The sequence below is a fragment of the Flavobacterium sp. UBA4197 genome, assembly GCF_002379575.1.
GTDB classification, from domain to species: domain Bacteria; phylum Bacteroidota; class Bacteroidia; order Flavobacteriales; family Flavobacteriaceae; genus Flavobacterium; species Flavobacterium inviolabile.
The window spans coordinates 264,693-288,858 of record NZ_DFUB01000015.1 but is presented as its reverse complement, the minus strand read 5'-3'; the positions used below and the strand labels follow the sequence as shown (position 1 = coordinate 288,858).

Below are 24,166 nucleotides of genomic sequence, written 5' to 3'. Positions count from 1 at the left end.
CTTGACCTGTTTTTAAATTTTATTCAATTCTTTAAGAATTTTATCGACATCTTTCTTAGCAGTGGCCAAATCGGTGTTTACAACTATATAATCGCTCAAAACGGCTTTATCTTCGTCTTTCCACTGGTTTTTCATCCGGTCCAGCACCTGTTCTTTTGTCACGCCGTCCCTACTCATAACACGCTCAATTCTAACCACTTCCGGAGCGGTAACCAGTATAATTTTATCGCATTTTTTATAGCCGCCACTTTCAAAAAGAATCGCAACTTCTTTAACAATATAACGGTGTTTTTCGTTGTTTTTTAACCAAATACCAAAATTTTCATTAACCGCAGGATGAATAATTTCATTCAGTTTTTTTAATAAATTGGGCGCAGAAAAAACCAGATCCGCAATTTTTTTGCGATTTAATTTTCCATTCTCAATAACATTCACTTCAAAAATTTCCTGAACTTTATGTATAATTTCGGGCAATTCCATAATTTTCTTTGCCTCATCATCAGCGATATATACCGGAATTCCCTGAGCAGCGATATAAGCCGCTATAGTCGATTTACCACTTCCGATACCTCCTGTAAGTCCAATTATCTTTGTCATCGTTTACTTTTTAAAGAATAATTCAGGAAATGCTTTTTCCGGTTGCTGTTTTAACAAAATAACTTTAAAAAATGACTTAAAATAGCCCATTCCGTACCCATAAAACTGGATAAAAAAGGCAATAACGGACAAAAATCCTATTTTTAAACTGGCATTTTCAATGATTCCGGACAAAAACAGTATGGCAATATAAAGCACATAAAACTGAAACAATACCGGTATTCCAAACGCATATAATCCCAAAGCAACCAAAAAGCCCAGGCAAAACAAAGACGGAAACCAAAAGGTTATTTTCCGGTACTTCGGATACCAGGAATCCAGTATGGGCCTTGCTTTTCCAAATTTATTGACCTGTTTATAGAACTTTGACCAATCGATTCTTCTTTTATGATATACATACGAATCTTTAAACAGTTTGGTTTGAAAACCCATTTCCCATAAGCGTATGGACAAATCCGGGTCTTCTCCGGGATGAATGTTCCCAAAACCGCCGGAAGCTTCAAATGCTTTTTTAGAAAGCCCCATATTAAAACTGCGCGGCTGAAATTTGCCTATTTTTTCAGATCCGCCGCGAACGCCTCCCGTAGTAAGGAAAGAGGTCATTGTAAAATTAATTGCTTTCTGAATATCGGAAAAAGAGTCCAGCGCATTGTCCGGACCTCCGAAACAGTCCACATAGTTTCGTTCCAGATTCTCAGCAACTGAAGTTACGTAATTTTCCGGCAAAATGCAATCGGAATCCAAAATAATAAAATACTGTCCGATAGCTTTCCGCATTCCGTAGTTCCTGGAATCACCGGGACCGGAATTCGGCTTGTTATAATAGGAGAGAAACAATTTTCCTTTATAGGCATTCACAATGTGCTCGCAGGGTATTGTAGAGCCGTCTTCTACAACCACAACTTCAAAATCTTCGCGATAGTTTTGTTCTGTTAAGCTTTTAAGCAGCTCTTCAATTTCATCAGGCCTGTTGTAAACAGGAATTATAAATGAAAAATACATGGGTTCCTTTTTTTAACAAAGATAAACTTTATAAAAATAAAAAAACCACCTCAAATAAGGTGGTTTTCCCGAAACAGAAGATTCTGTCTTTATGATATTATTCAGCGGCTTAAAAAGCCGTTAAAGAAGTTTTACTGCTCTTTTTCCAATCCTTCTTCAAAAGCTTCCATTACTCCCTGACTTACTCCCATGTTAGAGAAACCTCCGTCATGTAATAAGTTTTGTAATGTTACTTTGCGGGTTAAATCGGAGAACATCATTACCGTATAGTTTGCACAGTCTAAAGCGGTAGCGTTTCCAAGCGGAGACATTTTATCGGCAAAAGCGATAAAACCGCCAAAACCTTTTACGCCTTGTCCGGCAGTTGTAGGTGTCGGAGACTGGGAAATCGTGTTTACCCTTACTTTTTTATCTTTTCCGAAGAAGTATCCGAAACTACGGGCAATCGACTCTAGATATGCTTTATTATCGGCCATATCGTTATAATCCGGGAATACGCGTTGTGCTGCCATATACGTCAGCGCTACGATACTTCCCCATTCGCTCATGGCATCTTTTTTATACAACACCTGCATTACTTTATGAAAAGAAACCGCAGACACGTCCCATCCTTTATGGGTATAGTCATAATTCTGGTTTGTATAGTGATTTCCTTTTCTAACATTCACCGACATTCCGATTGAATGCAAAACAAAATCAATTTTACCGCCAAGGATTTCCACCGCTTTATCTACTAAATTCTCTAAATCTTCAATAGAAGTAGCATCGGCAGGAATGATCTGAGAACCTGTTTTTTCAGCCAGTTGGTTAATGGTACCCATACGCATAGCGATCGGAGCATTTGATAAAACAAAAGTTCCGCCTTCTTCATGTACACGTTCCGCTGTTTTCCAAGCAATTGAATTTTCATCTAAAGCTCCAAAAATGATTCCTCTTTTTCCTTTTAATAAATTATACATAGCTATGTTTTTAAATAAATTTCAATTTTAATTTTTCAAAAATAGTCATTTTATCTTTCACCCTATTCATATTCATCTTCATATTCTCTATAAATTGCGCTCCAAAGCCGTAGGACATGGCTTTTTTATAAAACTCATAGGATCTGATAAAATTAAATTCCATTTCGTAAATCCTTCCCAATTCGCTGTAATAAGAAGCACCGTCTGCATTTTCCAGATGCTTCAGCGTTTCGTCAATATGCTCTTTTGCTTCCTCCAGCCTGCGCAGGTCTACCAAAAGATAAGCATAGTTCAGATAGGACGCCGGGTATTTAGGGTCAAACCGCATCGCCAGCTTATAATGATAAATTCCTTTTTCATAATTGCTCAGCTTGGTATAATAGATCCACCCTAAGTGGTTGTGTGCTTTTCCAAAATCCGGATATTGCATCAGAATTTCTTCAAGAATTTCTTTTGCCTCCGAAACATTCCCGTCAGATATCAAAGCATCAGCCCTGATAAACTGGTTTTCATAATAACTGATATTCTCTTCCAAAACAATTCTTTTTATTCAATTAATAATGATTTTGCATGGTTAAGAGCCGAATCGGATATATCTTTTCCAGACAGCATTTCTGCGATCTCTACAATTCGCTCTTCATTCCCTAACAATTTTAATTCCGAAACAGTGTTTTCACCCTGAGTGGATTTAAACACTTTATAGTGCTGGTTTCCTTTCGCGGCAATCTGCGGTAAATGGGTAATGGCAAAAACCTGCATCTGCTTGCTCATTTTCTTCATGATATCGCCCATTTTATGAGCAATTTCACCCGAAACTCCGGTGTCGATCTCATCAAAGATAATCGTTGGCAGTTTGGTATAATTTGCCAGAATGGCTTTTACAGCAAGCATAATACGGGACATTTCCCCTCCGGAAGCTACTTTTTTCAGCAAACCGAAGCTGGTTCCCTTATTGGCCGAAAACAGTAATTGTACTTCGTCTTTCCCGGGCAGCAAATAGGTGTCCGTTTGTTTTATTTCAAATTCAAAACGGGCATTTGGCATTCCCAATTCTGATAATATTGCGATAATTTTTTCAATCAGTACCGGAGCAGCCTGCTTTCTGCTTTCTGAGATCGCAGCAGCTTTGGCATCTAAAACCACGATGGTTGCTTCCAGTTCTTTTTCGAGCGAATGAATCATCGCTTCCAGATCGTCTGCAAAAACAGCTTTATTGTCCAGGTCATTCTGGATGACCAGCAATTCTTCCACCGTACCCACCTGATGCTTCTTTTGAAGCGAATAGATCAGCTGTAGTTTCTGATTTACCAGTTCCAGCTGTTCCGGATCACTCATCAGGGTTTCGGCATGTTTGCGTATTTCATCCGATACGTCATCAAATTCAATCAGCACACTGGATACGCGGTCAAACAATTCCTGGTATTCTGCCGATAATCCGGCAATTTTTTGAAGGGACGCCTTAATCTCTTTCAGATTTTGCGTAACCCCAATTTGTTCCTCATCGGCTACAGCCAATGATTTATCCAGCGATTCTTTGATGAACTCAACATTATTGAGTTTTTCAAATACCGCTTCATATTCCTGCTGTTCACCTTCTTTTAAATTGGCTGCCAAAAGTTCCTCCAGTAAAAAACTATTGTAATCCTGTTCTTTTACCAGGGCTTCTTTTTCTGACTGCAGTTTCTTCAGCCTGGCTTTTACGGCTTTATATGTAGACAAGCTGCTTTTGTATTCCTGCAACAGCGGCTGTTGTCCTGCAATAGCATCCAGAATTTGTATCTGGTATTCTTCATTGGACAATTCCTGCGTTTGATGCTGCGAATGGATATCGAGCAAAAAATCGCCCAGCTGCTGCAATTCCTGCAGGTTTACCGGACTGTCATTTACAAAAGCTCGTGATTTTCCGGAAGGAAGGATTTCCCTGCGGATAATGGTCGTATCTTCATAGTCCAGATCGTTTTCCTCAAAAAACGGCTGGAGCGCATAGGCTTTGATTTCAAAATGCGCTTCGATAATGCATTTTTGTTCTTTGTCTTTTAGCGACGTTAAATCGGCACGTCTGCCCAGCACCAAACCCAATGCTCCCAACAATATTGATTTTCCGGCTCCGGTTTCTCCTGTAATGATTGAAAACTCATTGGAAAAACGGATATCTAATTGTTCAATCAGAGCAAAATTTTTAATAGATAAAGATGCTAACATAATTTGTGCGTAGATTTATTAAAACACAAATTTAGTATTTTATATTACTCCATTTAGAAGAATTTAACGGAGATATTCTATTTAATCTGTCTACTAACGGAACGATATCCACATTAGGTCCACCGGAGTAAACACTAACGATTTCATCTACTTTGGCATCAAAGAAAACACGGGTCAGAAAAGCATTCGGACGCACATCGTGTACCTTGGAAAGTGTTTCTATAGAAGACGCAATCTTTTCTTTGGCTGTTTTTAAGTTTTCCGCCATTCGATCCATTCCCTGAAAATGGTACTGGTACATCGCTTCACGAAACGGTGTATAGGTATTGGAAAGCATATCGTTAATGAGGTAATAACGGTTATTTCTTTTTTCCGATTGTATCCAGCCGTCAAAACCGCTTGACTGTGCCACATTCGCAATAGCCGAAGCGACTTCAAGGTATTTTGTTCCTCCTAAATTCTGGTAGGTATCCCCATCCAGACCGATAATGATGTTCGCATAAAAAGCTAAAACGGAAATCAGGTTCGAATCAAAACTATTGGGATTGAAATACATGTTTTCAAATTCCACATAACGGAATTTAAAATCCTTATCATTGAAGTTTAAAACCGGTGAGGAATAGGTTGAATTGTATATCGGGCGCGAAGACTGCACCTGAACGGTTGCATCAAAATTGTTGGATTCAAACGAGTTAACCGTTATAAAGACCACACAATTGATTTTTTCATTGTTTTTAAACGTCTTGGTCGTCCATTTGGTATTGTTCATAAATTCCGTAACGGACTTTTCCAGTGTTTTAAAGATCTGCGGATTAACGTTCGTAATCTGGCTGTAATTTACATTTACGCTACAATTAAGTTCCTGAGCAAAGCTGTTTATTGATAAAAAAGTAAGTAAAAGTAAAATCCAATTACGCATGATAATGAGCTATTATTTTGTTGACAATATCCTGAGCGACGGCTTCTTTTGATTTGAGTTCCATCGGCTCCACTAAAAAGTTCTTATCAATAAATGTAACCTTATTGGTGGGCTTTCCAAAACCAGCACCGGAATCATTTAATGAGTTTAAAACTATCAAATCTAAGTTTTTTTTCTGAATTTTTTGCTTTGCATGCTCAATTTCATTCTCCGTTTCCAGTGCAAATCCAATTAAAAACTGTCTGGTCTTGATTTCTCCCAAAGAAGCCAGTATATCTTTTGTTTTTTCCAGTTCAATAGAAAACGCAGCTTCATTCTTTTTTATTTTCTGGCTGGCTACATTTTTCGGACGGTAATCGGCTACTGCTGCTGCCGAAACGGCCACATCTACCGCATTAAAATACCGGTGACAGGCATCATACATTTCCTGAGCCGATGTTACTCTTTCCAGTTGCACCAGAGGATGTTTCAGGTCCAGATGCGTCGGACCGGATACCAATATTACTTCCGCGCCCAGATTGGCAGCGGCTTTGGCAATATCATAGCCCATTTTGCCGGAAGAGTGATTCCCGATAAAACGTACCGGATCGATCGCTTCATAAGTGGGTCCTGCCGTAACCAGAACTTTTTTTCCCCGCAAAGGCAGTTTGCTTTCCAGGTCCCGTTCTAAAAATGCCACGATATTTTCAGGTTCCGCCATTCTTCCTTCGCCGGAAAGTCCGCTCGCCAATTCGCCGTTTTCCGCCGGAATGATCGTATCGCCAAACTCTTTTAAAACATGAAAGTTTGCCAGTGTGGAAGCGTGTTTGTACATATCCAGATCCATTGCCGGAGCAAAGTAAACAGGACATTTTGCAGAAAGATAGGTTGCTAAAAGTAAATTATCGCTGTTGCCGCTCACCATTTTAGAAAGGGTGTTGGCTGTAGCCGGTGCAATAATCATTAAATCGGCCCAAAGGGCTAAATCGACATGATTATTCCAAAGGGCATTCTCATCTTCTTCATTAAAAAAAGAGGAATAGACCGGATTTTTAGAGAGTGTTGATAATGTTAAGGGCGTAACAAAATCTTTAGAAGCAGGTGTCATGATTACCTGAACCTGAGCACCTGCTTTTATAAGAAGTCTAACTAATGTGGCCGTTTTATACGCGGCAATTCCACCAGAAACACCCAGTATTATTTTTTTACCGCTTAAAACAGACATTGTTTGTATTATTTATTTGAATCTCTATAATAGATTTTTCCTTCTAACCACTCTTGTACTGCTAAAGCATGTGGTTTAGGTAGTTTTTCGTAGAATTTAGAAACTTCGATTTGTTCTTTATTCTCAAAAATTTCCTCAAGACTATCATTGTAAGTCGCGAACTCATCAAGCTTGTCAATCAATTCCTTTTTAATTTCAGAGTTGATTTGATTTGCTCTTTTTGCCATAATAGTTATTGCTTCATACACGTTTCCTGTCGGCTCTTCTATCGTACTCTTATTGTAGGTAATCGTGTTTACTGGAGCAGTAGTCTTCTTTAAATCCATGACGTTCTTATTGTTTAGAAAATTGTTGTAATTCTTTATCTATGTTTGCTAACATTTCGTCAGCTTTTGCTTTGTATTTTGTATCGCCTTTAAAACGGATCAAAGCAGTGTAAGCCACTTTAGCATTGTTTAAACGCTCTTCCATTTTAGGTTTAATACTGTTGATTCCCAGTTTATAGGTGGCATCAAACTTGTAAAACAAAGCATCTTCTTTATATATTGTTCCGGGATGGTCTGTAATAAAGTTGTCCAATGCTTTGATAGCGGCATTGTAATCTCTGGTCCACTCCCCGATGGTATTGTATTGTTTCGCGATTTCGAAAGCTTTTTTCTCTAATTTCTCCCGTAATTCCGTAACCATTTTATTCGCTTCGGCAAAGTTTGGAGAATCCGGATAGGTATTGATATAATCCTGTAATTTATCAATTCCTTTTTGTGTATCGGTCTGGTCTATCGAATAAATCGGTGAAAGCTGGTAAAAGCTTTTTGCTCCCAAAAAGGCTGCTTCTTCTCTTTTTTCACTTTTCGGATATCCGGCAACAAACGATTCGAACTGGTATCCTGACAAATAGTATTGTTTTGTCTTATAATAAGACTGAGCAAACATATAAAATAATTTTTCTGCCTGAGGTTTTCCTCTGTTTGGCGCTGCTATCTGTTCAAACAATCGGATAGCTTTGGAATATTTCCCTGCTTCATACATTTTGGTAGCCACTTCGTATTTCATTGCCAAATCTTCCGATTTGAGTGCTTTTTGATACTGACTACAAGACGTTAACAGAACAGCAAAAAGAAAAATATATAGAAATTTACTCATTTTATTTTCAGTTTTTATGCTTCTAAAACAGCCAAAAGTCTTGTTTTAAAAGCAAATGCAAATTTAGTTATTAATTAGAGATTACAAAATCTTTTTTTTTATGGTAAAAAAACAAAAAAGATGCCTGTAAAACCGACATCTTTTCTTTAACTCTTATTCTGCAAATTTATTGCACTTTTGCAGCCTGATTTCCGTTGAAATTCTTCATATCATTATCAAACAGGTACAATCCTCCTTTATCGTCACCGATCAGATTGATTTTATCCAGGATTGTTCTTGCTGTTGCTTCTTCTTCTATCTGCTCCGACACATACCATTGTAAGAAATTGTGTGTCGCATAATCTTTCTCGCCTAAGGAAACATGAACCAGATTATTAATACTCTCCGACACCATTACTTCGTGCTCAAACAATTGCGTGAACAATGCCTTGAATGAAGAATAGTCTAAAGACGGCTCAATAACCGATGGAATCTGTGCCTGCCCTCCTCTTTGGTTGACATATTTTACCAGTTTAAGCATGTGCATTCTTTCTTCATCCGACTGCGCATACATAAATGTTGCAATCCCCTCAAAACCCTGAACTTCAGCCCAAGATGCCATTGCCAAATATATTTGAGAAGAATCCGCCTCAACTTTAATTTGATTATTAACAGCTGCTTCAATAGTTTTTGATAACATAAAATTCTTTTTTTTAGTGAAAGGCTAATTTACTATTTTCTTTACAAAATCGTTAATACGTTTTGCTAAATCTTCGTTAACATTTACCAGCGGCAAACGTACCGTATCTTCTGATAATCCTAGGGCTTTGAATATCGCTTTTATACCCGCCGGGTTACCCTGTTCAAAAATCATATCAATACTGTCCGCTAACAGGTAATGCAGCTGGTATGCTTCATCTACTTTTCGCTGTAATCCCAAACGGACCATTTCGGAAAATTCTTTTGGAAATCCTTCTCCGATTACCGATATCACTCCTGCTCCACCGGCTAAAACCATTGGTAACGTCACCATATCATCCCCGGAAATAACCAGGAAATCCTTCGGTTTTTGCTGAATCAGTTTCATTGCCTGAACAATATCTCCTGCCGCTTCTTTTATACCGACAATATTTTTAAAATCGTTTGCCAAACGGATTACCGTAGCCGGCAATACATTGCTTGCTGTTCTTCCGGGCACATTATATAACAATACCGGAACCGGAGAAGCCTCCGCCACGGCTTTAAAATGCTGGTAAATTCCTTCCTGAGTTGGCTTATTGTAGTATGGAGAAACCGAAAGAATTGCCTGAAATGCCGAAAAATCTCTGGTTTTCAATTCTTCAACAACTTTCATTGTATTGTTCCCTCCAACACCTAAAACCAACGGAAGTCTGCCATTGTTAGCAGCCACAATTGTCTGAATCACTAATTCTTTCTCTTCCTGGTTTAATGTTGCCGACTCTGCCGTTGTTCCCAAAACCACTAAATACTCAACACCTCCGTCGATAACATAATTTACAATTCTTGTTAAAGCTTCCGTATCTACCGAAAAGTCTTTTTTAAATGGTGTAACAAGTGCAACACCGGTACCTATTAATGATTGCATGATTATTTAGATTATATTTTATTTAAAATTTTCAAATATTTAAAAAGCTCGGAAACAAATTCCTGGTATTTTTCCGCAACGGTTGTAATCATAAAGTTATTCAAACGTTTGTCGATCGTTGAAAAACCCACTTTGAATTTTGCTTTGGACTGCAATGTCAGCAGCAGTAAAGGTGCTTTTTCCACATCATAGTAACTGATCAGCATGTCAAACGGTTTGTTTACAAAACCGGCAACCTCCGGTTTTAGAAATTCCCCGTTCATTGCAATGTTCTTTCTGCTGAAATAAGGATACTCGAAGGTTTCTTTTTTCTTGATTCTGTCTTTATAAATCAGGATCTCTATATTTTTTCGGGGAATTCCATTGGCAACAAGCTCCTGAATCAGATCGTTCTGAGCCACAAAATAGCTTTCATCTATCAACAGACCAACCGTTTGTATTGCCCCTTCCGTAACGGTAAGTTTATAATTGGGTAATCTTTTTTTAATGATTTTTTTTAATGAAAAATCCTTTATTGTTTTTAAAAACATAGTAATTTTACTTGAAATACAAAGTTAATTAAATAAGGCTTATAACAAATGACAAAATTAAGAAAGTATAACCATTTTTTAACGCCATTTATTGTTCTTACAGGTATTTTTTTATTGGCTTCCTGCGCCGGTCAAAAATACCAGAACACAAAAATTGAAGGCAAACAAATTGGTATCACAAATGCGTACAGGGATGTTCAATCCATAGAAGATTATATAGCGCCTTACCGCACCCATATTGACAAAGATTTAGACAATGTTCTGGCTTACTGCCCGGAAACATTAGACAAAAGCAAAGGCACCTGGCAAACGACAATCGGAAATCTTTTAGCCGATGTTACCATCGAAATGGCCAACCCGATTTTCCAGTCCCGTGAAAAGAAAAATATTGACATCTGTCTTTTAAATCATGGCGGAATCCGCGCCGTACTTCCCAAAGGAAATGTGACCACAAGAACCGCTTTTGAGATCATGCCGTTTGAAAACAGCCTGATTATAATTGAATTAAAAGGCGCTCAGATCCGGGAAATGGCCGCTTACATCATGAAAGAAAAGAAACCGCATCCGCTTTCCGGTTTAAAAATCGTTGCCGATAAAAACAATCTAAGCGTTAAGTCGTTAAGTGTAAACGGAAAACCTGTTGAAGACAACAAGAGTTATTATGTAGCCACTTCCGATTATTTATCAAATGGAGGCGACAGCATGAATTTCTTCAAAAAAGCCGTTAAAGCTTATGACATGGACTACAAGCTACGAAACCTGTTAATTGACTACTTCAAAAAAGTAGATACCATCCCGGTAATCACGTCAGAAAGAATAATCCTGGAATAAAGATAAAAGAAAATGAAAAGAAGAGATTTTTTAAAAGGAACAGCAGCCAGTTCGGCATTAGTTACTCTGGGAGGTTTATCATTAAGCAGCTTTACAACTGCTCCCGATATTAAAAAAATAACCATCCTTCACACGAACGATGTTCACAGTCATATCGATCCGTTTCCGGCAAGCGATCCGCGAAACCCGAATATGGGTGGTGTCGCCAGACGCGCTACGCTGATCCAGGAAATCAGAAAAGAGAATCCTAATGTATTATTACTGGATGCCGGAGATATTTTCCAGGGCACGCCTTATTTTAACTATTACGGCGGCGAACTGGAGTTCAAACTGATGAGCATGCTGGATTATGATCTGGCAACACTTGGAAACCACGATTTCGACAACGGCATCGATGGTTTTTATGCCCAATTGCCGCATGCCAAATTTGATTTCGTTTCCGCTAATTACGATTTTAAGAACACTATTCTGGACGGCATCGTAAAACCGTATAAGATTTTCGTTAAAGACGGTATCAAAATAGGTGTTTTTGGTCTTGGCGTGGAATTACAGGGATTAGTCGACAAAAAACTATACAAGGAAACCGTTTATAACGATCCGGTTGAAACGGCAAAAGAAATGACCCGTATCCTGAAACACGAAAAGAAATGCGACCTGGTGATCTGTCTTTCCCACATCGGGTTTAAATACAAAGACGAACCGGACAGGATCTGTGATGTCCTTTTAGCAAGAAGAACAAAAGATATCGATTTGATCATTGGCGGCCATACGCATACTTTCCTGGACAAACCGGTCATTGAAACCAATGCCGACGGAAAACAGGTACTGGTTAACCAGGTAGGCTGCTACGGTATCAATCTGGGAAGAATCGATTTTTATTTTGATGCCGATAAATCAAAATCACATTCCGGAAGAAGTATCACGGTATAGCTTTTTTCCGCTCATCCATCAATAATACCGACTTATAAAGCAGGAATTGCGCGACAACAAACATCGCCATCGCTATTGGTTTAAACACCACTAAAGTCAGATAATACAAATTAATCGTTACGATAAACTGTATAAAAGTAAACAATAAGGTACTTATCAATAAAAGGGTATTTACCTTATTGTTATCCAGTATATAATTCGCCAGGGTAAATCCGCCCAGAAAAATCATAAAAATCCCGTTAACCCAAAAAAGATAAATTCCGTTTTCTATTTCGGCATTGACAAGGTTCGTGACCGTAATATAAATAAAGAAAAAAGGAATACAGCCTACCAGAAAGGGGAAAACCTTAGGAAACACGATTTGTTCCACTAAAATATACACCACCATAATCCGGTAAAGCAAGAAAAACAGGGAGCCAAAAAAGACGGTTTCCTTAGTGGCTGCCACAAAAGCAATATTGGCAACCCAGTTAAACAAAAGCGCCAGGATAAAACCGTAATTCCGGTTATTGGATGCCGAGTTGATATAGTACAGATAAAACAACAGCGGCATTAAAAACGGCTTTGTTATATAGGTCAAGAGTGTATCCTGCTGGTATTCGCTCAAAATCACCAGCAAACTCATAAAAAAGTAAAATATTACTAAAAACCTGCTTGTATAATCTTTCGCTTTTTGCTCCATAACTCAGCACTATAAACTGTAAAAACCCAAAAAAGAAGCATTCAAATTAAAGATACAACAAACTGCTCCAAAAAATACAGAAATCCCGAAAAAAGCATATTCTGTCGTTTTAAAGCAAAAAACCGGACTTTTCAAACCCGAACAGTCCAAAAATCCTTTACAAAAGACTAATCGTTGAGCATCGCAATAAAGTCGTCCTCACTGATAATCTTTACATTCAACTGACTGGCTTTTTCCAGTTTTGCCGGCCCCATATTTTCGCCTGCAATAACATAATCGGTTTTTTTAGAGATCGAACTGCCCACTTTTCCGCCGTTGTCTTCAATCGCTTTTTTCAGATCATCTCTGGAAAATTTTTCAAAAACACCCGAAACCACAAATGTTTTTCCGGCCAGCAGATCCGAAACGGTCGTATCGTGATGCGCGCCCATTTCCAGCTGCACTCCAAATTTCCGTAATCGCTCAATAGTGATGCTGTTTTCTGTGTTTTCGAAGAATTCCACAACACTTTGCGCTATTTTCTCCCCGATTTCATCCACCAGCACCAAATCCATCAATGTAGCCTTAGCTATCGCATCTATCGATTTATAGTGTTTTGCCAGTTTTTTGGCAACCGTTTCGCCAACATAACGTATCCCCAAAGCAAACAGTACTCGTTCAAAGGAAACTTCTTTTGATTTTTCGATACCGTTAATCAGATTGTCTGCCGATTTTTCCGCCATACGCTCCAAAGGAATGATCTGTTCCTTTTTCAGTTCGTACAAATCCGCATAGTTTTTCACCAGGCCGTTATTAAACAGCAAGGCAACTGTTTCTCCTCCCAAACCTTCAATATCCATGGCTTTTCGGGAAATATAATGCTGGATACGCCCGATAATCTGCGGCGGGCAGCCATAGAAATTCGGACAATAATGCTGTGCTTCTCCTTCTTTCCGTACTAATTCCGTTTCACATTCGGGACAGCTATGAATATAAATTGTCGGTTCTGAATCCTGCGGACGTTTGTCCAGGTCAACCGCTATGATTTTAGGGATTATTTCGCCTCCTTTTTCCACAAAAACTTCATCACCCACCCGGATATCGAGTTTCTGGATCTGGTCGGCATTGTGCAAGGATGCTCTTTTCACTATGGTTCCTGCCAGTTGTACCGGTTCGAGGTTTGCCACCGGAGTAATGGCTCCGGTTCTTCCCACCTGGTAGGCAATAGACAGCAATCGTGTTACAACCTGTTCGGCTTTAAATTTATAGGCAATTGCCCAACGCGGCGATTTGGCCGTATAGCCCAGCTCATCCTGATACTGCAGGCTGTTTATTTTTACTACCACACCGTCCGTTTCATACGGCAGGTCATGTCTGTGGATGTCCCAATAATCAATAAACGCAAAAACGTCGTCCATACTTTTAGCCAGCTGCGCCTGTTTCGGGACTTTAAAACCCCATTGACGGGCTTTTTCCAGTCCTTCAAACTGGGAAGCAAACGGCAGGTTGGAACCAATTAGCGAGTACAGCAAGCAGTCCAGCGGTCGTTTTGCCACTTCCGAGCTGTCCTGTAGTTTTAAACTGCCCGAAGCCGTGTTTCTGGGATTTGAATAGGGCGATTCACCTATTTCGATCAGTTCCTGGTTCATTTTTTCAAATCCGGCAAAAGGCAGGATAATTTCCCCCCTGATATCGAATTTCGGAGGAAAGTCTCCTTTTAGCTGAATCGGAACCGCTTTTATGGTTTTAACGTTGTTCGTGACATCATCACCCTGGAATCCGTCACCGCGGGTTACCGCGCGTTTCAGCTTTCCGTTTTCGTAGGTAATACTAATTGAAGCACCGTCGTATTTTAGCTCGCAGGTGTACTCCAAAAGTACGTCACCCAATATTTTCTGGGCTCTTTTTTCCCAATCCAGTAAGTCTTCTTTGGAATACGAGTTATCCAGCGAATACATACGGGATTCGTGCAATACGGTTTCGAAATTTTTGGTAATCGCTCCGCCCACACGCTGTGTCGGAGAATTTTCATCGGAATATTCCGGATGTTTTGCCTCAAGCTCCTGGAGCTCCTTTAGTTTTACATCAAACTCGTAGTCAGAGATTGTAGGGTTATCCAAAACATAATAGTTATAATTGTGTTTATTTAACTCCTCTCTGAGAGCCTGAATAGTTTGTAAAACGTCCATAAAGTAAAAAAATTGGGAAAATTAATTTCAAGGAACTAATTTAACCAATTTCTTATAATTTTTCCGGGGAAATACAGAAATTTCTACTGCTCCAGAATATTTTCCATTTGCTTGTACAATTCGCCATCACTCAGGATAGTTCCCTGCTGAATCAGGTTAAAAATTTCATCATTCCGTTCACCGGCAAATACTTTTTGTCCCCGCTGGATCTCCACATTATCGGTAAACAAATTATCGCTCAGCCATTCCAGTCCGTCTTTTGACAAAAAGTCGGCTTCTGCTACCAAAGAATGGATTACAATTGTCTGCATGTGGATTTCACTGCAATGAAACAGGAAAATATGATTTTTGGAATAATGTTCCAGGTATTTTGCATTCGTCAGTACGCCTTCCCAGATCAAATCGGAGAAGACATCAATTTCCTGTTCTGCCACTTCCGGATTGGTTTCCTTTATCTTGTCCCATTCGGCTTTATCTACCGATTGAGTTGCTAAAAAGTTCGTAAATTCCGGGTGTAATTCCTCCAGCTGTTCTTTTGTTAGTCTGGTATACTTCATTTTTTTGTATTTAATTCTCAGGCGCAGCGCTAATGGGAGCAGCCATTTGTGTCAATATAAAGATATAAAAAAAGCCCTCCCGACAGGGAAGGCTTTTAGGATATTTTAAGAAATTTATGCTTGTTCAGCAACGATTTCATACGGTAAATCAACGATTACATCACGGTGTAAACGCACTGAAGCAGTGTATTTACCAGTACGTTTAACGATACCAGATGTGATGAATTTTTTATCGATAGCGTGACCGTTATTCTCTAAAATCTGAGCGATATCAGCATTAGTAACTGAACCGAATAATTTCTCACCTCCTGCTTTAGCAGTGATTTTGATCTCTAAAGCTTTGATCGCTTCTGCTAAGTTTTTAGCATCTGCAACAACTTTAGCTTCTTTGTGAGCTTTTTGTTTTAAGTTTTCAGCTAATACTTTTTTAGCTGAAGGTGTAGCTAAAATAGCAGCACCCTGAGGAATTAAAAAGTTACGACCGTAACCTGGCTTAACAGATACCACATCGTCTTTAAAACCTAAATTCTGTACGTCTTGTTTTAATATAAGTTCCATAATCTCGCCTCTTTTTTATTTTAATAAATCAGCCACATATGGCATTAATGCTAAATGACGTGCTCTTTTCACAGCTACAGATACTTTTCTTTGGTATTTCAAAGAAGTTCCTGTTAAACGACGAGGAAGGATTTTTCCTTGCTCATTAACGAATTTTAATAAAAAGTCCGGATCTTTATAATCGATATATTTGATTCCAGATTTTTTGAAACGACAATACTTTTTAGTTTTGTTAGTTTCTATATTTAAAGGCGTTAGATATCTGATATCTCCGTCTTTTTTTCCTTTTGCAGATTGCTCAATACTTGACATATAATTAAGCTTTTGTAGATTTTAATTTCGCTCTTCTTCTTTCAGCCCATGATACTGCATGCTTATCTAAACTTACAGTTAAAAAACGCATGATTCTTTCGTCACGACGGAATTCAGTTTCAAAACCAGCTAAGATCTCTCCAGCAGCTTTAAACTCAAATAAGTGATAAAAACCACTTTTCTTGTGTTGGATTTCGTAAGCTAGTTTTTTTAAGCCCCAATCCTCTTTCGCTACCATCTCTGCTCCTTTAGAAGTAAGAAAATCTTCAAATTTGCTTACTGTTTCCTTTACCTGTTGTTCAGATAAAACGGGATTCAAGATGAAAACAGTTTCATAATGATTCATAATAAAAAAATTTATTTGTTATAAAATTGGGTGCAAAAATAGTGATTTATATTTAATCTACAACGTCATTTCCCTTTTTTTACACCTACTGTACATTTTATCCCAACTCTGCTTTGTCATTCCGAACAATTTTGCTATTTTTATTACTAAAATAACCCTTTCATTTTTTTTAGAATATGAAGATAAACTGTATAGTAGTTGACGATAGTAGTATTCAGCGATTAACCATAACCAAATTAGTAAACGAAAATCCAAATTTAACTCTTGTAGGTGAATTCTCAAATGCCATTGAGGCAAAGAATTGCATCACCAACAAAAATGTAGATTTGGTTTTTCTGGACATTGAAATGCCCATAATCAGCGGATTCGATTTATTAGATGGTTTAAAAGCAAAACCGCAGGTGATTTTTATTACCTCCAAAACGGAATATGCGGTCAAAGCTTTTGATTATGCTGCTACCGACTATTTACACAAACCCATTACCAGAGAACGATTTAATGTTGCTGTCAAAAAGGCGATGAACTTTGTATTGCTCGGAAAAGAAAACTCGGAGGAAGAAAGTCCTTACATCTTTATTAAAAGTAATCTCAAAAAATTAAAAATCTACATCTCCAGAATCAAATGGATTGAAGCTTACGGCGATTATGTTAAAGTGATCACCGATGAAGACAATCACCTTGTCCTGTCCACAATGAAAGCCTTTGAAAAAGAACTGCCGAAAGATAAATTCATCCGGGTTCACAAATCGTTTATTGTAAACATTGACAAGATTGACAAATTCAACAGTAAGTTTGCCGAGATTGGCACAAACAAGATCCCGTTAAGCCGAAACAAAAAAGAAGACCTGGTTAAAGCGATCGAAAATACTTAGTAATTATCGACATTAACCGTAACTTTTATCGCCCGGTACTGGGCAACCGCTTCAAAACTATTCAATATTTTTTGGATAGTTTTTTTTGTGTTTCCCAAATGGTTCTTCTGAGGAATCTTGATCAGTATGGTACGGATATATTCATTCCGGATTCTGCTGATAGCCGGTTCTTCAGGACCCAGTATCGGAATTTGCAGTGATTGGGTCAGTACGTTATACATCCACATCGAACCTTCTTTAAGCCGGTCATAATCCCGGTGTTTTAAAGTAAGCTTTATCAGTCTGTAAAAAGGCGGGTATTTAAAGTTATGCCTTTCATAGATCTGCTCTTTATACATGCTGTTATAATCGTGTTCGGTAACCTGCCGTATAATATTATGGTAGGGATTATAGGTCTGGATCATCACCTTTCCTTTTTTTTCACTCCTACCCGCCCTGCCGGCAACCTGCGTCATCATCTGGAAAGCTCTTTCGTGTGACCGGAAATCAGGCTGGTTGAGCATATTGTCTGCATTCATAATACCCACCAGCGTTACATTATCAAAATGCAGTCCTTTTGCCAGCATTTGTGTTCCCACCAGAATATCGGTTTCCCTTTCCTTAAAAGCATCGATGATTTTTTCATATCCGAATTTTCCGCGTGTGGTATCCTGATCCATTCTGCCGATGGTTTTATCCGGAAAAAGTTCTTTCAACTCCATTTCTATCTGCTCGGTTCCGAAACCTTTGGTCGACAGATCGACCGACTGGCAGGCATGGCAATGGGTTGGATTCGCAATGGTGTATCCACAATAATGACACCGCAGCTGGTTTTTATACTTATAATAAGTAAGACTCACATCGCAACTCGGACATTGCGGCACGTGTCCGCAGGTAAGACATTCCACAAAAGGAGAATAGCCGCGCCTGTTCTGGAACAGAATAACCTGCTCGCCTAACGCCAGCACTTCTGCCATTGCTTCAATGAGCGTATCGCTAAAATGCCCTTTCATTCTTTTCCGCTTGTATTTGTCTTTGATGTCGACTAAATAAATTTCCGGCAAAAAGACTTTTCCATAGCGCTCGGTAAGATTGACCAAACCGTATTTATTGGATTGTACATTATTATAGGTTTCAAGACTTGGCGTTGCCGAACCCAGAAGCACTTTTGCCCCGTGAGCAGAAGCCAGCACAATTGCCGCATCCCTCGCATGGTATCGCGGTGCCGGATCGAATTGCTTATATGTTTGTTCGTGTTCTTCGTCAATAACAATAAGCCCCAGGTTTGAAAACGGCAGAAACAAAGCCGATCGTGCCCCGATGACAATTTTTGCTTTTTCGGAACCCTGCAGCACCTGCTGCCACACCTCGATGCGTTCGTTATTGGTATATTTGGAATGGTAAACCGCAACCTGATTTCCAAAGTAAGCCGTAAGCCGGCTGACCAACTGAACCGTCAGGGCAATTTCCGGAAGCAGGTACAACACCTGTTTTTCCTGATGCAGGTAAGCTTCGATCAGTTTTATATAAACTTCTGTTTTTCCCGAAGCGGTAACACCATGCAGCAAGGTAACCGCATTTTGCTGAAAACTTTCCTGAATGGCATCCAAAGCATTTTGCTGCGGAAGGCTCAGTTCAAAACCGGCATTTTCCGATTTTTCAAAATGCACCCGGTCTTCCGACAGGTAATATTCTTCAAAAATATTTTTATCAACGAGTGATTTTACGACTGTTGCCGTACTTCCTGCCGCTTCTGTCAGTTTTTTGACCGATATCGGTTTTTTATCCGTGACCTGCAACTGAAAATACTGCAACACCAATTCCCGTTGTTTAGGTGCTCTGGACAACAGCTCCAATAGTTCTGCAAGTTGTTCCTGCTGCAAAAATTCGGAATGCAGACGGATATAACGGGTTAATTTCGGTTTGTATTTTTCGGTTACTTCCTCCTGTAAGATCAAAACGTTTTTCGTCAGCATCCTGTTCAGTACCGGAAAGACATTTTTCTTTCCCAGGATTGCAACGATATCTTCAACTTTTAAAGACGATTGCTGCTGTAATGCCTGGTAAATCAGAAATTCTTCATCGTCCAGTTCTTTTTCATCAACAGCCAAATCTGTTTTGGAAGAAATGATCGTTTCGCTTTCCAGCAAAAATCCGGAAGGCAGTGCCATTTTAAAAACATCGCCGATGGCACACATATAATAGGACGCAACCCACATCCAATGTTCAATCTGCTTTTCGTTTACCAGCGGTGCTTCATCCAGAATCTGGTGAATTTCTTTTGCCTTGTACAGCAACGGCTCATTTTGATGCAAGTCGATCACTAAAGCCGTGTACACTTTGTTTTTTCCAAAAGGTACCGCCACACGCATGCCCTTTTTGATATACTGAAATTCTGCTTCAGAAACCAAATAGGTAAATGTTTTGTTTAAGGCTAATGGTAAAACGACTTCTACGAAATGCAACATGGGATAATTTTGATATACAAAGATAATGGCTATACATAAAAAAAACACTCCCGAAAGAAGTGTTTTTCACCTTATAGTACAGGTATATTTTATTTAACTCTTGACCAGGTTTGTGTTCTGCCTATTAATGATATTCCAACATATCCTCTCACATCCAGCTTATCGCTCCCGTCCAGTTTGACAGTACATTTGTACAGCTTCCCTTTGTTAGGATCCAGGATCTTACCGTCTGTATATTCGTTACCGGATTTTTTAAGTCCTTTTATGATTGTCAGTCCTAAAATTGGTTTGTCTTTATCTTCACCGGAACAATCTTTACATTTGGCATTCTTTTTAGCCGGATTTAAAATCTCCACTACTTTACCATAAATCTTTCCTCCGGATTCGGTGATTTCCACAATTGATTTCGCTTCTCCGGTTTCATCATCAACCGTTTTCCATTTTCCTACCACACTTTGCGCCTGTGCTGAAAAAAGACCCAAAAATGCCACAAACAATACCGTCAAAAATTGTTTTCTCATAATTTGCTGTTTTTACGTTTTGTTAAATATATAAATTTTTTCTTTTTAATTTATTAATAGTTGCGTTTAATTCGAATCCTAATAATAAAATCATACAGTTAATCCATATATAGAACATCAATACAAGAAGTGTACCAATTGATCCGTACAACTCATTATAACGGGCAAACCGAACTACATAAATACCAAACACATAGGAAGAGATAATCACTAAAACGGTTGTAAAGATAGCTCCTGCATTAAAAAAAGGGATCTGTTTGGTCTCCCTTGTTCCGAATTTAAAAAGAAAGGAAGCCGAAACAAAAAGCATGATCAGGATAAAAGCATACCGGGCCAGCTGTATAAAAAACACATCGTCCAGCAGCAACCGGTTGGACAGTTTCTGGATAATTACTTCCGAAACCACTATCGCCGATACCGTGATTAGCAGCAGCATGGAGAAAATAATAGACAAGCCTATTGCTACCGCATACTGCCTGAAATATCCTCTAGTAATTGTAATATGGTAAGACGATTCAAAGCCGCCCAAAACCGCATTTAATCCGTTCGACATTAAAAATATCGACAAAAAGAAACCCGACGAAAGCAAGCTCTTGTAACTGTTATTCATAATATCCTTCAAAATAGCTTCTATCGCACCATAGGTATTGGGCGGAACGCTATCGGACACAAACTTTAGAAAATCTTCCTGAAAACCTTCCAGCGGGATATACGGAATCAGGTTTAATATAAACAGTGCAAAAGGAAACAGTGCCATAAAGAAGCTAAAAGCAATCGCCCCGGCTCTATAGGAAAAAGCACCTTTTGCAATACCGATTCCATACAATTCCAGCAAATCGTATAAAGACAAACCTCCAAGTCCCGGAACTTTTATTGTTTTAATAAAAGCCATAAGCTTGTTCAGTACCGGTATTTTTTCAATCTGATCTTCGATTTCTTTTGACACCTTTGTTAATTGGGATTAGGTTTGTGGATTATTTGGATGAAATATACAAATTAAATCGCTTTAAGACTCAAATCAAGATTGTAAATTGAATGGGTCAGGGCGCCGGAAGAAACATAATTAACACCGCACTCGGCATAACGGCGCACCGTTTCTTCATTGATACCGCCTGATGATTCCGTAAGGCATTTCCCTCCTATCATTTCAACCGCTTTCCGGGTATCGTCATAATTAAAATTATCCAGCAGTATCCGGTAAACTCCTTCATTCTGCAAAATTTCCTGAACTTCATCCAGGTTTCTGGCTTCTACTATAATTTTAAGATCCAGATTTTTCTCTTTTAAATAGGCATTTGTTTTTTCGATGGCTTTTGTTATCCCTCCGGCAAAATCATTGTGATTATCTTTTAGCATGATCATATCATACAAGGCAAAGCGATGGTTTTCGCCTCCGGCAATTTTTACCGCCCATTTTTCAATAGCCCTGATTCCGGGTGTTGTTTTCCGGGTGTCCAGTATTTTAGTATTGGTTCCTTCCAGCAAATCCACAAATACTTTTGTTTTGGTCGCTATGGCACTCATACGCTGCATGGCATTCAACACCAGTCTTTCGGCTTTTAAGATCGATTGCGAACTTCCGGAAACGTGAAAAGCGACATCGCCATATTTTACCGGTGTTCCGTCTTTTATAAAAACGTCCACCTGAAGTCCGGGATCAACATACTGAAATACCATTTGGGCAAATGCCACTCCTGCCAGAATCCCTTCGTCCTTTACCAGCAGTTTTGCTTTACCTTGTGCCGTTGCCGGAATACAGGCTAAAGAACTGTGATCGCCGTCACCAACGTCTTCACGGATGGCATTGGCAATTATTAAATCTAATTCGTGCTGAAATTGTGCTTCTGAAATCATGTGTCTACTATTGAGATGCTAAAATAAGGATTCATTTGAAGATTTGAAAATTTATAAGTACTTTAAGCCTTTATTAACGCTGACTCAAATGGAAAAGAAAACCAATACCTATCGCTTAAAACTGGAGTATCTTTCTGATATAAAAGGAGAAAATCCGGAAAAAGAGCCACTTGAATTTACCTTTCACAATCACGATGATATTTTCAGCATCGTTGAAATACTGACCGAAAAAGCCCTTTTTGAAAACCCGGGCGACACCGCAGAATTTGCACTGGGTTTAAAGTTGTTTACCGAAGTAATGCTCCGCAATCGCAAACAGCCTCTATTTGAAGAGTTAAGTCCTGCTATTGCTGCTTTTATGAAAAAACTAAAAGCTTCCTGATTTTTTAAATTTTAATGGTAAAAATCTGTCACCGCCGCTAAAATTATGCAAAGAATTGCCTAACTTTATAGGAGTAACCGGTTCATATTTCAGACTTATGTGGCACAGCAAAAATTTAAGGCTCTACTTTGAATTTTACAAAAGTACACTGGCTATTAATCTCTTTATTTCGCTGATATGGATATTCAATAGCTTAGGGACTTTCTTTGTGTCCTTTTGTACCTTCGGACTGCTGGCTGCCTTTATCTTTAAGGAGTATTACCGCAAAAACGATTACTTTTTTTATTACAATACCCATATCAGCCGGAACAGTCTTTTTCTCTTTTGCTTTATCACCAACCTGTTTGTCTGCCTAATTTTTAAAATACTGAGCTATGAAATATTGCCTTGAAGCAGATAGTATTATAAAATCCTATGATGACAAACCTATTCTTTCGGACATTTACCTGAAATGTGAAACAAACGACATCATTGGTATTCTCGGCAGAAACGGCACGGGCAAATCCACTTTATTGCAAATTCTTTTCGGCACTCTGGAAGCCGAAAATAAGTTTATCCGGATTAACAACCAGGTTTATAACGAGCCCTATAAAGAAAACGACCTCGTTGCTTTTTTACCGCAAAACCATTTTATTCCCAATTATTTCAGCGTAGCCAAAGCGATACGCCTGTTTGTTCCCGCTGAAAAACAAAAAGATTTCTATGACGATTCGCTGATTAACGCGATTAAAAACCAGCAGATCCGGGAACTTTCGGCAGGAGAATTGCGCTATCTTGACGTACGGCTGGTTTTATTCAGCAAGGCGAAATTTGTTTTGCTGGACGAACCTTATTCCAGCATATCCCCGATGCTGATTGAAGACATCAACAACCTGATTATTACAGAATCAAAAGAGAAAGGCATCATCATTACCGACCATCATTATGAAAGTCTTTTAAAAATTGCTACAAAACTATACCTGTTAAAAGACCGGCAAACCTATCTTATACAGGACAAACAACAGCTTGTTGCCATGGGCTATTTAAACCGCAACATGCTCTGAACTGAACAATACTTTTTCTATGAACATTATCACAACAACCAAAGGCGACTTCACGATTTCAACCGACAAATCAAAACTTGATCTGGAGGTTATTCATGATTATTTAGCCAACCAATCCTACTGGAGTAAAAACATTCCCAAAGAACGCATCCGGAAATCCATTGCCAATGCTTTATGTTTCGGCATTTATTATAAAGACAAACAAATCGGTTATGCCAAAGTGGTTTCCGATTTTTCAACTATGGCCTATCTGGGCGATGTTTTTGTACTGGAAGACTATCGCGGACAAGGGCTTTCCAAATGGCTGATGGAAACCATCATGTCCCATCCGGAATTAACCGGCCTGCGCCGTTGGATATTACTCACTTCCGATGCTCATGAATTGTATAAAAAATTCGGTTGGCAACCTATAGCCAGCCCGGAAAAATGGATGGAGATTCACCGTCCGGATATTTTCCGGGAATCCTAAAAACAAGAAGGCAGTATTTTTCAATACTGCCTTCTTTATTATGTTGGTCGTTA

General features: G+C 38.9%; 28 protein-coding genes. 6 read left to right on the top strand and 22 right to left on the bottom strand.

Features of this window, described 5'->3' with window-relative positions; translation table 11 throughout:
* Positions 1–12 precede the first annotated feature (12 nt).
* The 12 genes from coaE to B3394_RS08755 form a co-directional block, all read right to left on the bottom strand.
* Positions 13–597: a dephospho-CoA kinase gene (gene coaE, locus B3394_RS08810; protein WP_286915299.1), complete on the bottom strand. Its 585-nt coding sequence runs from the start codon at positions 595–597 to the stop codon at positions 13–15.
* Between the two features lie 3 nt (positions 598–600).
* Positions 601–1,599, bottom strand: coding sequence for a glycosyltransferase (locus tag B3394_RS08805; RefSeq protein ID WP_177735608.1), 999 nt, complete (start codon positions 1,597–1,599; stop codon positions 601–603).
* Positions 1,600–1,730: 131 nt separating this feature from the next.
* Positions 1,731–2,558 carry an enoyl-ACP reductase FabI gene (locus tag B3394_RS08800; RefSeq protein ID WP_177735610.1) on the bottom strand — a complete coding sequence of 276 codons (828 nt, stop codon included), beginning with the start codon at positions 2,556–2,558 and terminating at the stop codon, positions 1,731–1,733.
* A 10-nt stretch (positions 2,559–2,568) separates the two neighbouring features.
* Positions 2,569–3,093: a tetratricopeptide repeat protein gene (locus B3394_RS08795; protein WP_286915296.1), complete on the bottom strand. Its 525-nt coding sequence runs from the start codon at positions 3,091–3,093 to the stop codon at positions 2,569–2,571.
* Between the two features lie 11 nt (positions 3,094–3,104).
* The gene (gene recN, locus B3394_RS08790; RefSeq protein WP_286915295.1) at positions 3,105–4,760 is read right to left on the bottom strand and encodes a DNA repair protein RecN; all 1,656 of its coding nucleotides are present in this window, start codon (positions 4,758–4,760) and stop codon (positions 3,105–3,107) included.
* A gap of 31 nt (positions 4,761–4,791) precedes the next feature.
* Positions 4,792–5,679 (bottom strand): DUF4835 family protein, encoded by an 888-nt coding sequence (locus B3394_RS08785; RefSeq protein ID WP_177735617.1) that lies wholly within the window; start codon positions 5,677–5,679, stop codon positions 4,792–4,794.
* Complete coding sequence (gene coaBC, locus B3394_RS08780) at positions 5,672–6,883, bottom strand: bifunctional phosphopantothenoylcysteine decarboxylase/phosphopantothenate--cysteine ligase CoaBC (RefSeq protein WP_273243689.1); 1,212 nt, start codon at positions 6,881–6,883, stop codon at positions 5,672–5,674. Before coaBC ends, B3394_RS08785 begins: the two co-directional genes overlap by 8 nt.
* 8 nt (positions 6,884–6,891) lie before the next feature.
* On the bottom strand, positions 6,892–7,209 hold the full coding sequence (locus B3394_RS08775; RefSeq protein ID WP_177735621.1) for a DNA-directed RNA polymerase subunit omega: 318 nt from the start codon (positions 7,207–7,209) through the stop codon (positions 6,892–6,894).
* Between the two features lie 7 nt (positions 7,210–7,216).
* On the bottom strand, positions 7,217–8,026 hold the full coding sequence (locus B3394_RS08770) for an outer membrane protein assembly factor BamD (RefSeq protein ID WP_286915294.1): 810 nt from the start codon (positions 8,024–8,026) through the stop codon (positions 7,217–7,219).
* 166 nt (positions 8,027–8,192) lie between these two features.
* Positions 8,193–8,705 carry a ferritin gene (locus B3394_RS08765; RefSeq protein ID WP_177735625.1) on the bottom strand — a complete coding sequence of 171 codons (513 nt, stop codon included), beginning with the start codon at positions 8,703–8,705 and terminating at the stop codon, positions 8,193–8,195.
* Between the two features lie 24 nt (positions 8,706–8,729).
* Positions 8,730–9,611, bottom strand: coding sequence for a 4-hydroxy-tetrahydrodipicolinate synthase (dapA, locus tag B3394_RS08760; protein ID WP_177735627.1), 882 nt, complete (start codon positions 9,609–9,611; stop codon positions 8,730–8,732).
* 11 nt (positions 9,612–9,622) lie between these two features.
* Positions 9,623–10,141 carry a DUF6913 domain-containing protein gene (locus B3394_RS08755; protein WP_177735629.1) on the bottom strand — a complete coding sequence of 173 codons (519 nt, stop codon included), beginning with the start codon at positions 10,139–10,141 and terminating at the stop codon, positions 9,623–9,625.
* Positions 10,142–10,189: 48 nt separating this feature from the next.
* Here B3394_RS08755 and B3394_RS08750 point away from each other — a divergent pair, with 48 nt between their 5' ends.
* Both B3394_RS08750 and B3394_RS08745 read left to right on the top strand, forming a co-directional pair.
* Positions 10,190–10,972 carry a 5'-nucleotidase C-terminal domain-containing protein gene (locus B3394_RS08750; protein WP_286915282.1) on the top strand — a complete coding sequence of 261 codons (783 nt, stop codon included), beginning with the start codon at positions 10,190–10,192 and terminating at the stop codon, positions 10,970–10,972.
* Between the two features lie 12 nt (positions 10,973–10,984).
* Positions 10,985–11,902, top strand: a complete 918-nt coding sequence (locus B3394_RS08745) for a metallophosphoesterase (RefSeq protein ID WP_177735633.1) — start codon at positions 10,985–10,987, stop codon at positions 11,900–11,902.
* Here B3394_RS08745 and B3394_RS08740 read toward each other — a convergent pair.
* The 6 genes from B3394_RS08740 to rpsF all read right to left on the bottom strand — a co-directional run bounded on the left by B3394_RS08740 (position 11,892) and on the right by rpsF (position 16,525).
* Positions 11,892–12,527, bottom strand: a complete 636-nt coding sequence (locus B3394_RS08740; RefSeq protein WP_177735635.1) for a lysoplasmalogenase family protein — start codon at positions 12,525–12,527, stop codon at positions 11,892–11,894. The genes B3394_RS08745 and B3394_RS08740 overlap by 11 nt on opposite strands.
* A gap of 224 nt (positions 12,528–12,751) precedes the next feature.
* A complete protein-coding gene (ligA, locus tag B3394_RS08735) occupies positions 12,752–14,752 on the bottom strand; it encodes an NAD-dependent DNA ligase LigA (RefSeq protein WP_286915277.1) in 2,001 nt (666 codons plus the stop codon).
* An 83-nt stretch (positions 14,753–14,835) separates the two neighbouring features.
* Positions 14,836–15,309 (bottom strand): DUF6495 family protein, encoded by a 474-nt coding sequence (locus B3394_RS08730; RefSeq protein WP_177735638.1) that lies wholly within the window; start codon positions 15,307–15,309, stop codon positions 14,836–14,838.
* Between the two features lie 114 nt (positions 15,310–15,423).
* Positions 15,424–15,867, bottom strand: coding sequence for a 50S ribosomal protein L9 (rplI, locus tag B3394_RS08725; protein ID WP_177735640.1), 444 nt, complete (start codon positions 15,865–15,867; stop codon positions 15,424–15,426).
* Between the two features lie 15 nt (positions 15,868–15,882).
* The gene (gene rpsR, locus B3394_RS08720; RefSeq protein WP_035132889.1) at positions 15,883–16,179 is read right to left on the bottom strand and encodes a 30S ribosomal protein S18; all 297 of its coding nucleotides are present in this window, start codon (positions 16,177–16,179) and stop codon (positions 15,883–15,885) included.
* 4 nt (positions 16,180–16,183) lie between these two features.
* Positions 16,184–16,525: a 30S ribosomal protein S6 gene (rpsF, locus tag B3394_RS08715; RefSeq protein WP_177735642.1), complete on the bottom strand. Its 342-nt coding sequence runs from the start codon at positions 16,523–16,525 to the stop codon at positions 16,184–16,186.
* 176 nt (positions 16,526–16,701) lie between these two features.
* On the opposite strand from rpsF, the gene B3394_RS08710 reads away from it, so the two are divergent.
* Positions 16,702–17,397, top strand: a complete 696-nt coding sequence (locus tag B3394_RS08710) for a LytR/AlgR family response regulator transcription factor (RefSeq protein WP_177735645.1) — start codon at positions 16,702–16,704, stop codon at positions 17,395–17,397.
* Here B3394_RS08710 and priA read toward each other — a convergent pair.
* The 4 genes from priA to nadC form a co-directional block, all read right to left on the bottom strand.
* A complete protein-coding gene (priA, locus tag B3394_RS08705; RefSeq protein WP_286915275.1) occupies positions 17,394–19,844 on the bottom strand; it encodes a replication restart helicase PriA in 2,451 nt (816 codons plus the stop codon). The two genes, B3394_RS08710 and priA, sit on opposite strands and share 4 nt — an antisense overlap.
* An 89-nt stretch (positions 19,845–19,933) precedes the next feature.
* Positions 19,934–20,365: a DUF2147 domain-containing protein gene (locus B3394_RS08700; RefSeq protein WP_177735649.1), complete on the bottom strand. Its 432-nt coding sequence runs from the start codon at positions 20,363–20,365 to the stop codon at positions 19,934–19,936.
* Between the two features lie 22 nt (positions 20,366–20,387).
* Positions 20,388–21,311, bottom strand: coding sequence for a YihY/virulence factor BrkB family protein (locus B3394_RS08695; RefSeq protein WP_177735651.1), 924 nt, complete (start codon positions 21,309–21,311; stop codon positions 20,388–20,390).
* 50 nt (positions 21,312–21,361) lie between these two features.
* Complete coding sequence (nadC, locus tag B3394_RS08690) at positions 21,362–22,219, bottom strand: carboxylating nicotinate-nucleotide diphosphorylase (RefSeq protein WP_273243707.1); 858 nt, start codon at positions 22,217–22,219, stop codon at positions 21,362–21,364.
* 88 nt (positions 22,220–22,307) lie between these two features.
* Here nadC and B3394_RS08685 point away from each other — a divergent pair, with 88 nt between their 5' ends.
* The 3 genes from B3394_RS08685 to B3394_RS08675 all read left to right on the top strand — a co-directional run bounded on the left by B3394_RS08685 (position 22,308) and on the right by B3394_RS08675 (position 24,113).
* The gene (locus B3394_RS08685) at positions 22,308–22,601 is read left to right on the top strand and encodes a DUF3861 domain-containing protein (protein ID WP_286915274.1); all 294 of its coding nucleotides are present in this window, start codon (positions 22,308–22,310) and stop codon (positions 22,599–22,601) included.
* Between the two features lie 374 nt (positions 22,602–22,975).
* Positions 22,976–23,644, top strand: coding sequence for an ABC transporter ATP-binding protein (locus B3394_RS08680; RefSeq protein WP_177735657.1), 669 nt, complete (start codon positions 22,976–22,978; stop codon positions 23,642–23,644).
* A 19-nt stretch (positions 23,645–23,663) separates the two neighbouring features.
* Positions 23,664–24,113 carry a GNAT family N-acetyltransferase gene (locus B3394_RS08675; protein ID WP_273243713.1) on the top strand — a complete coding sequence of 150 codons (450 nt, stop codon included), beginning with the start codon at positions 23,664–23,666 and terminating at the stop codon, positions 24,111–24,113.
* Positions 24,114–24,166 lie beyond the last annotated feature (53 nt).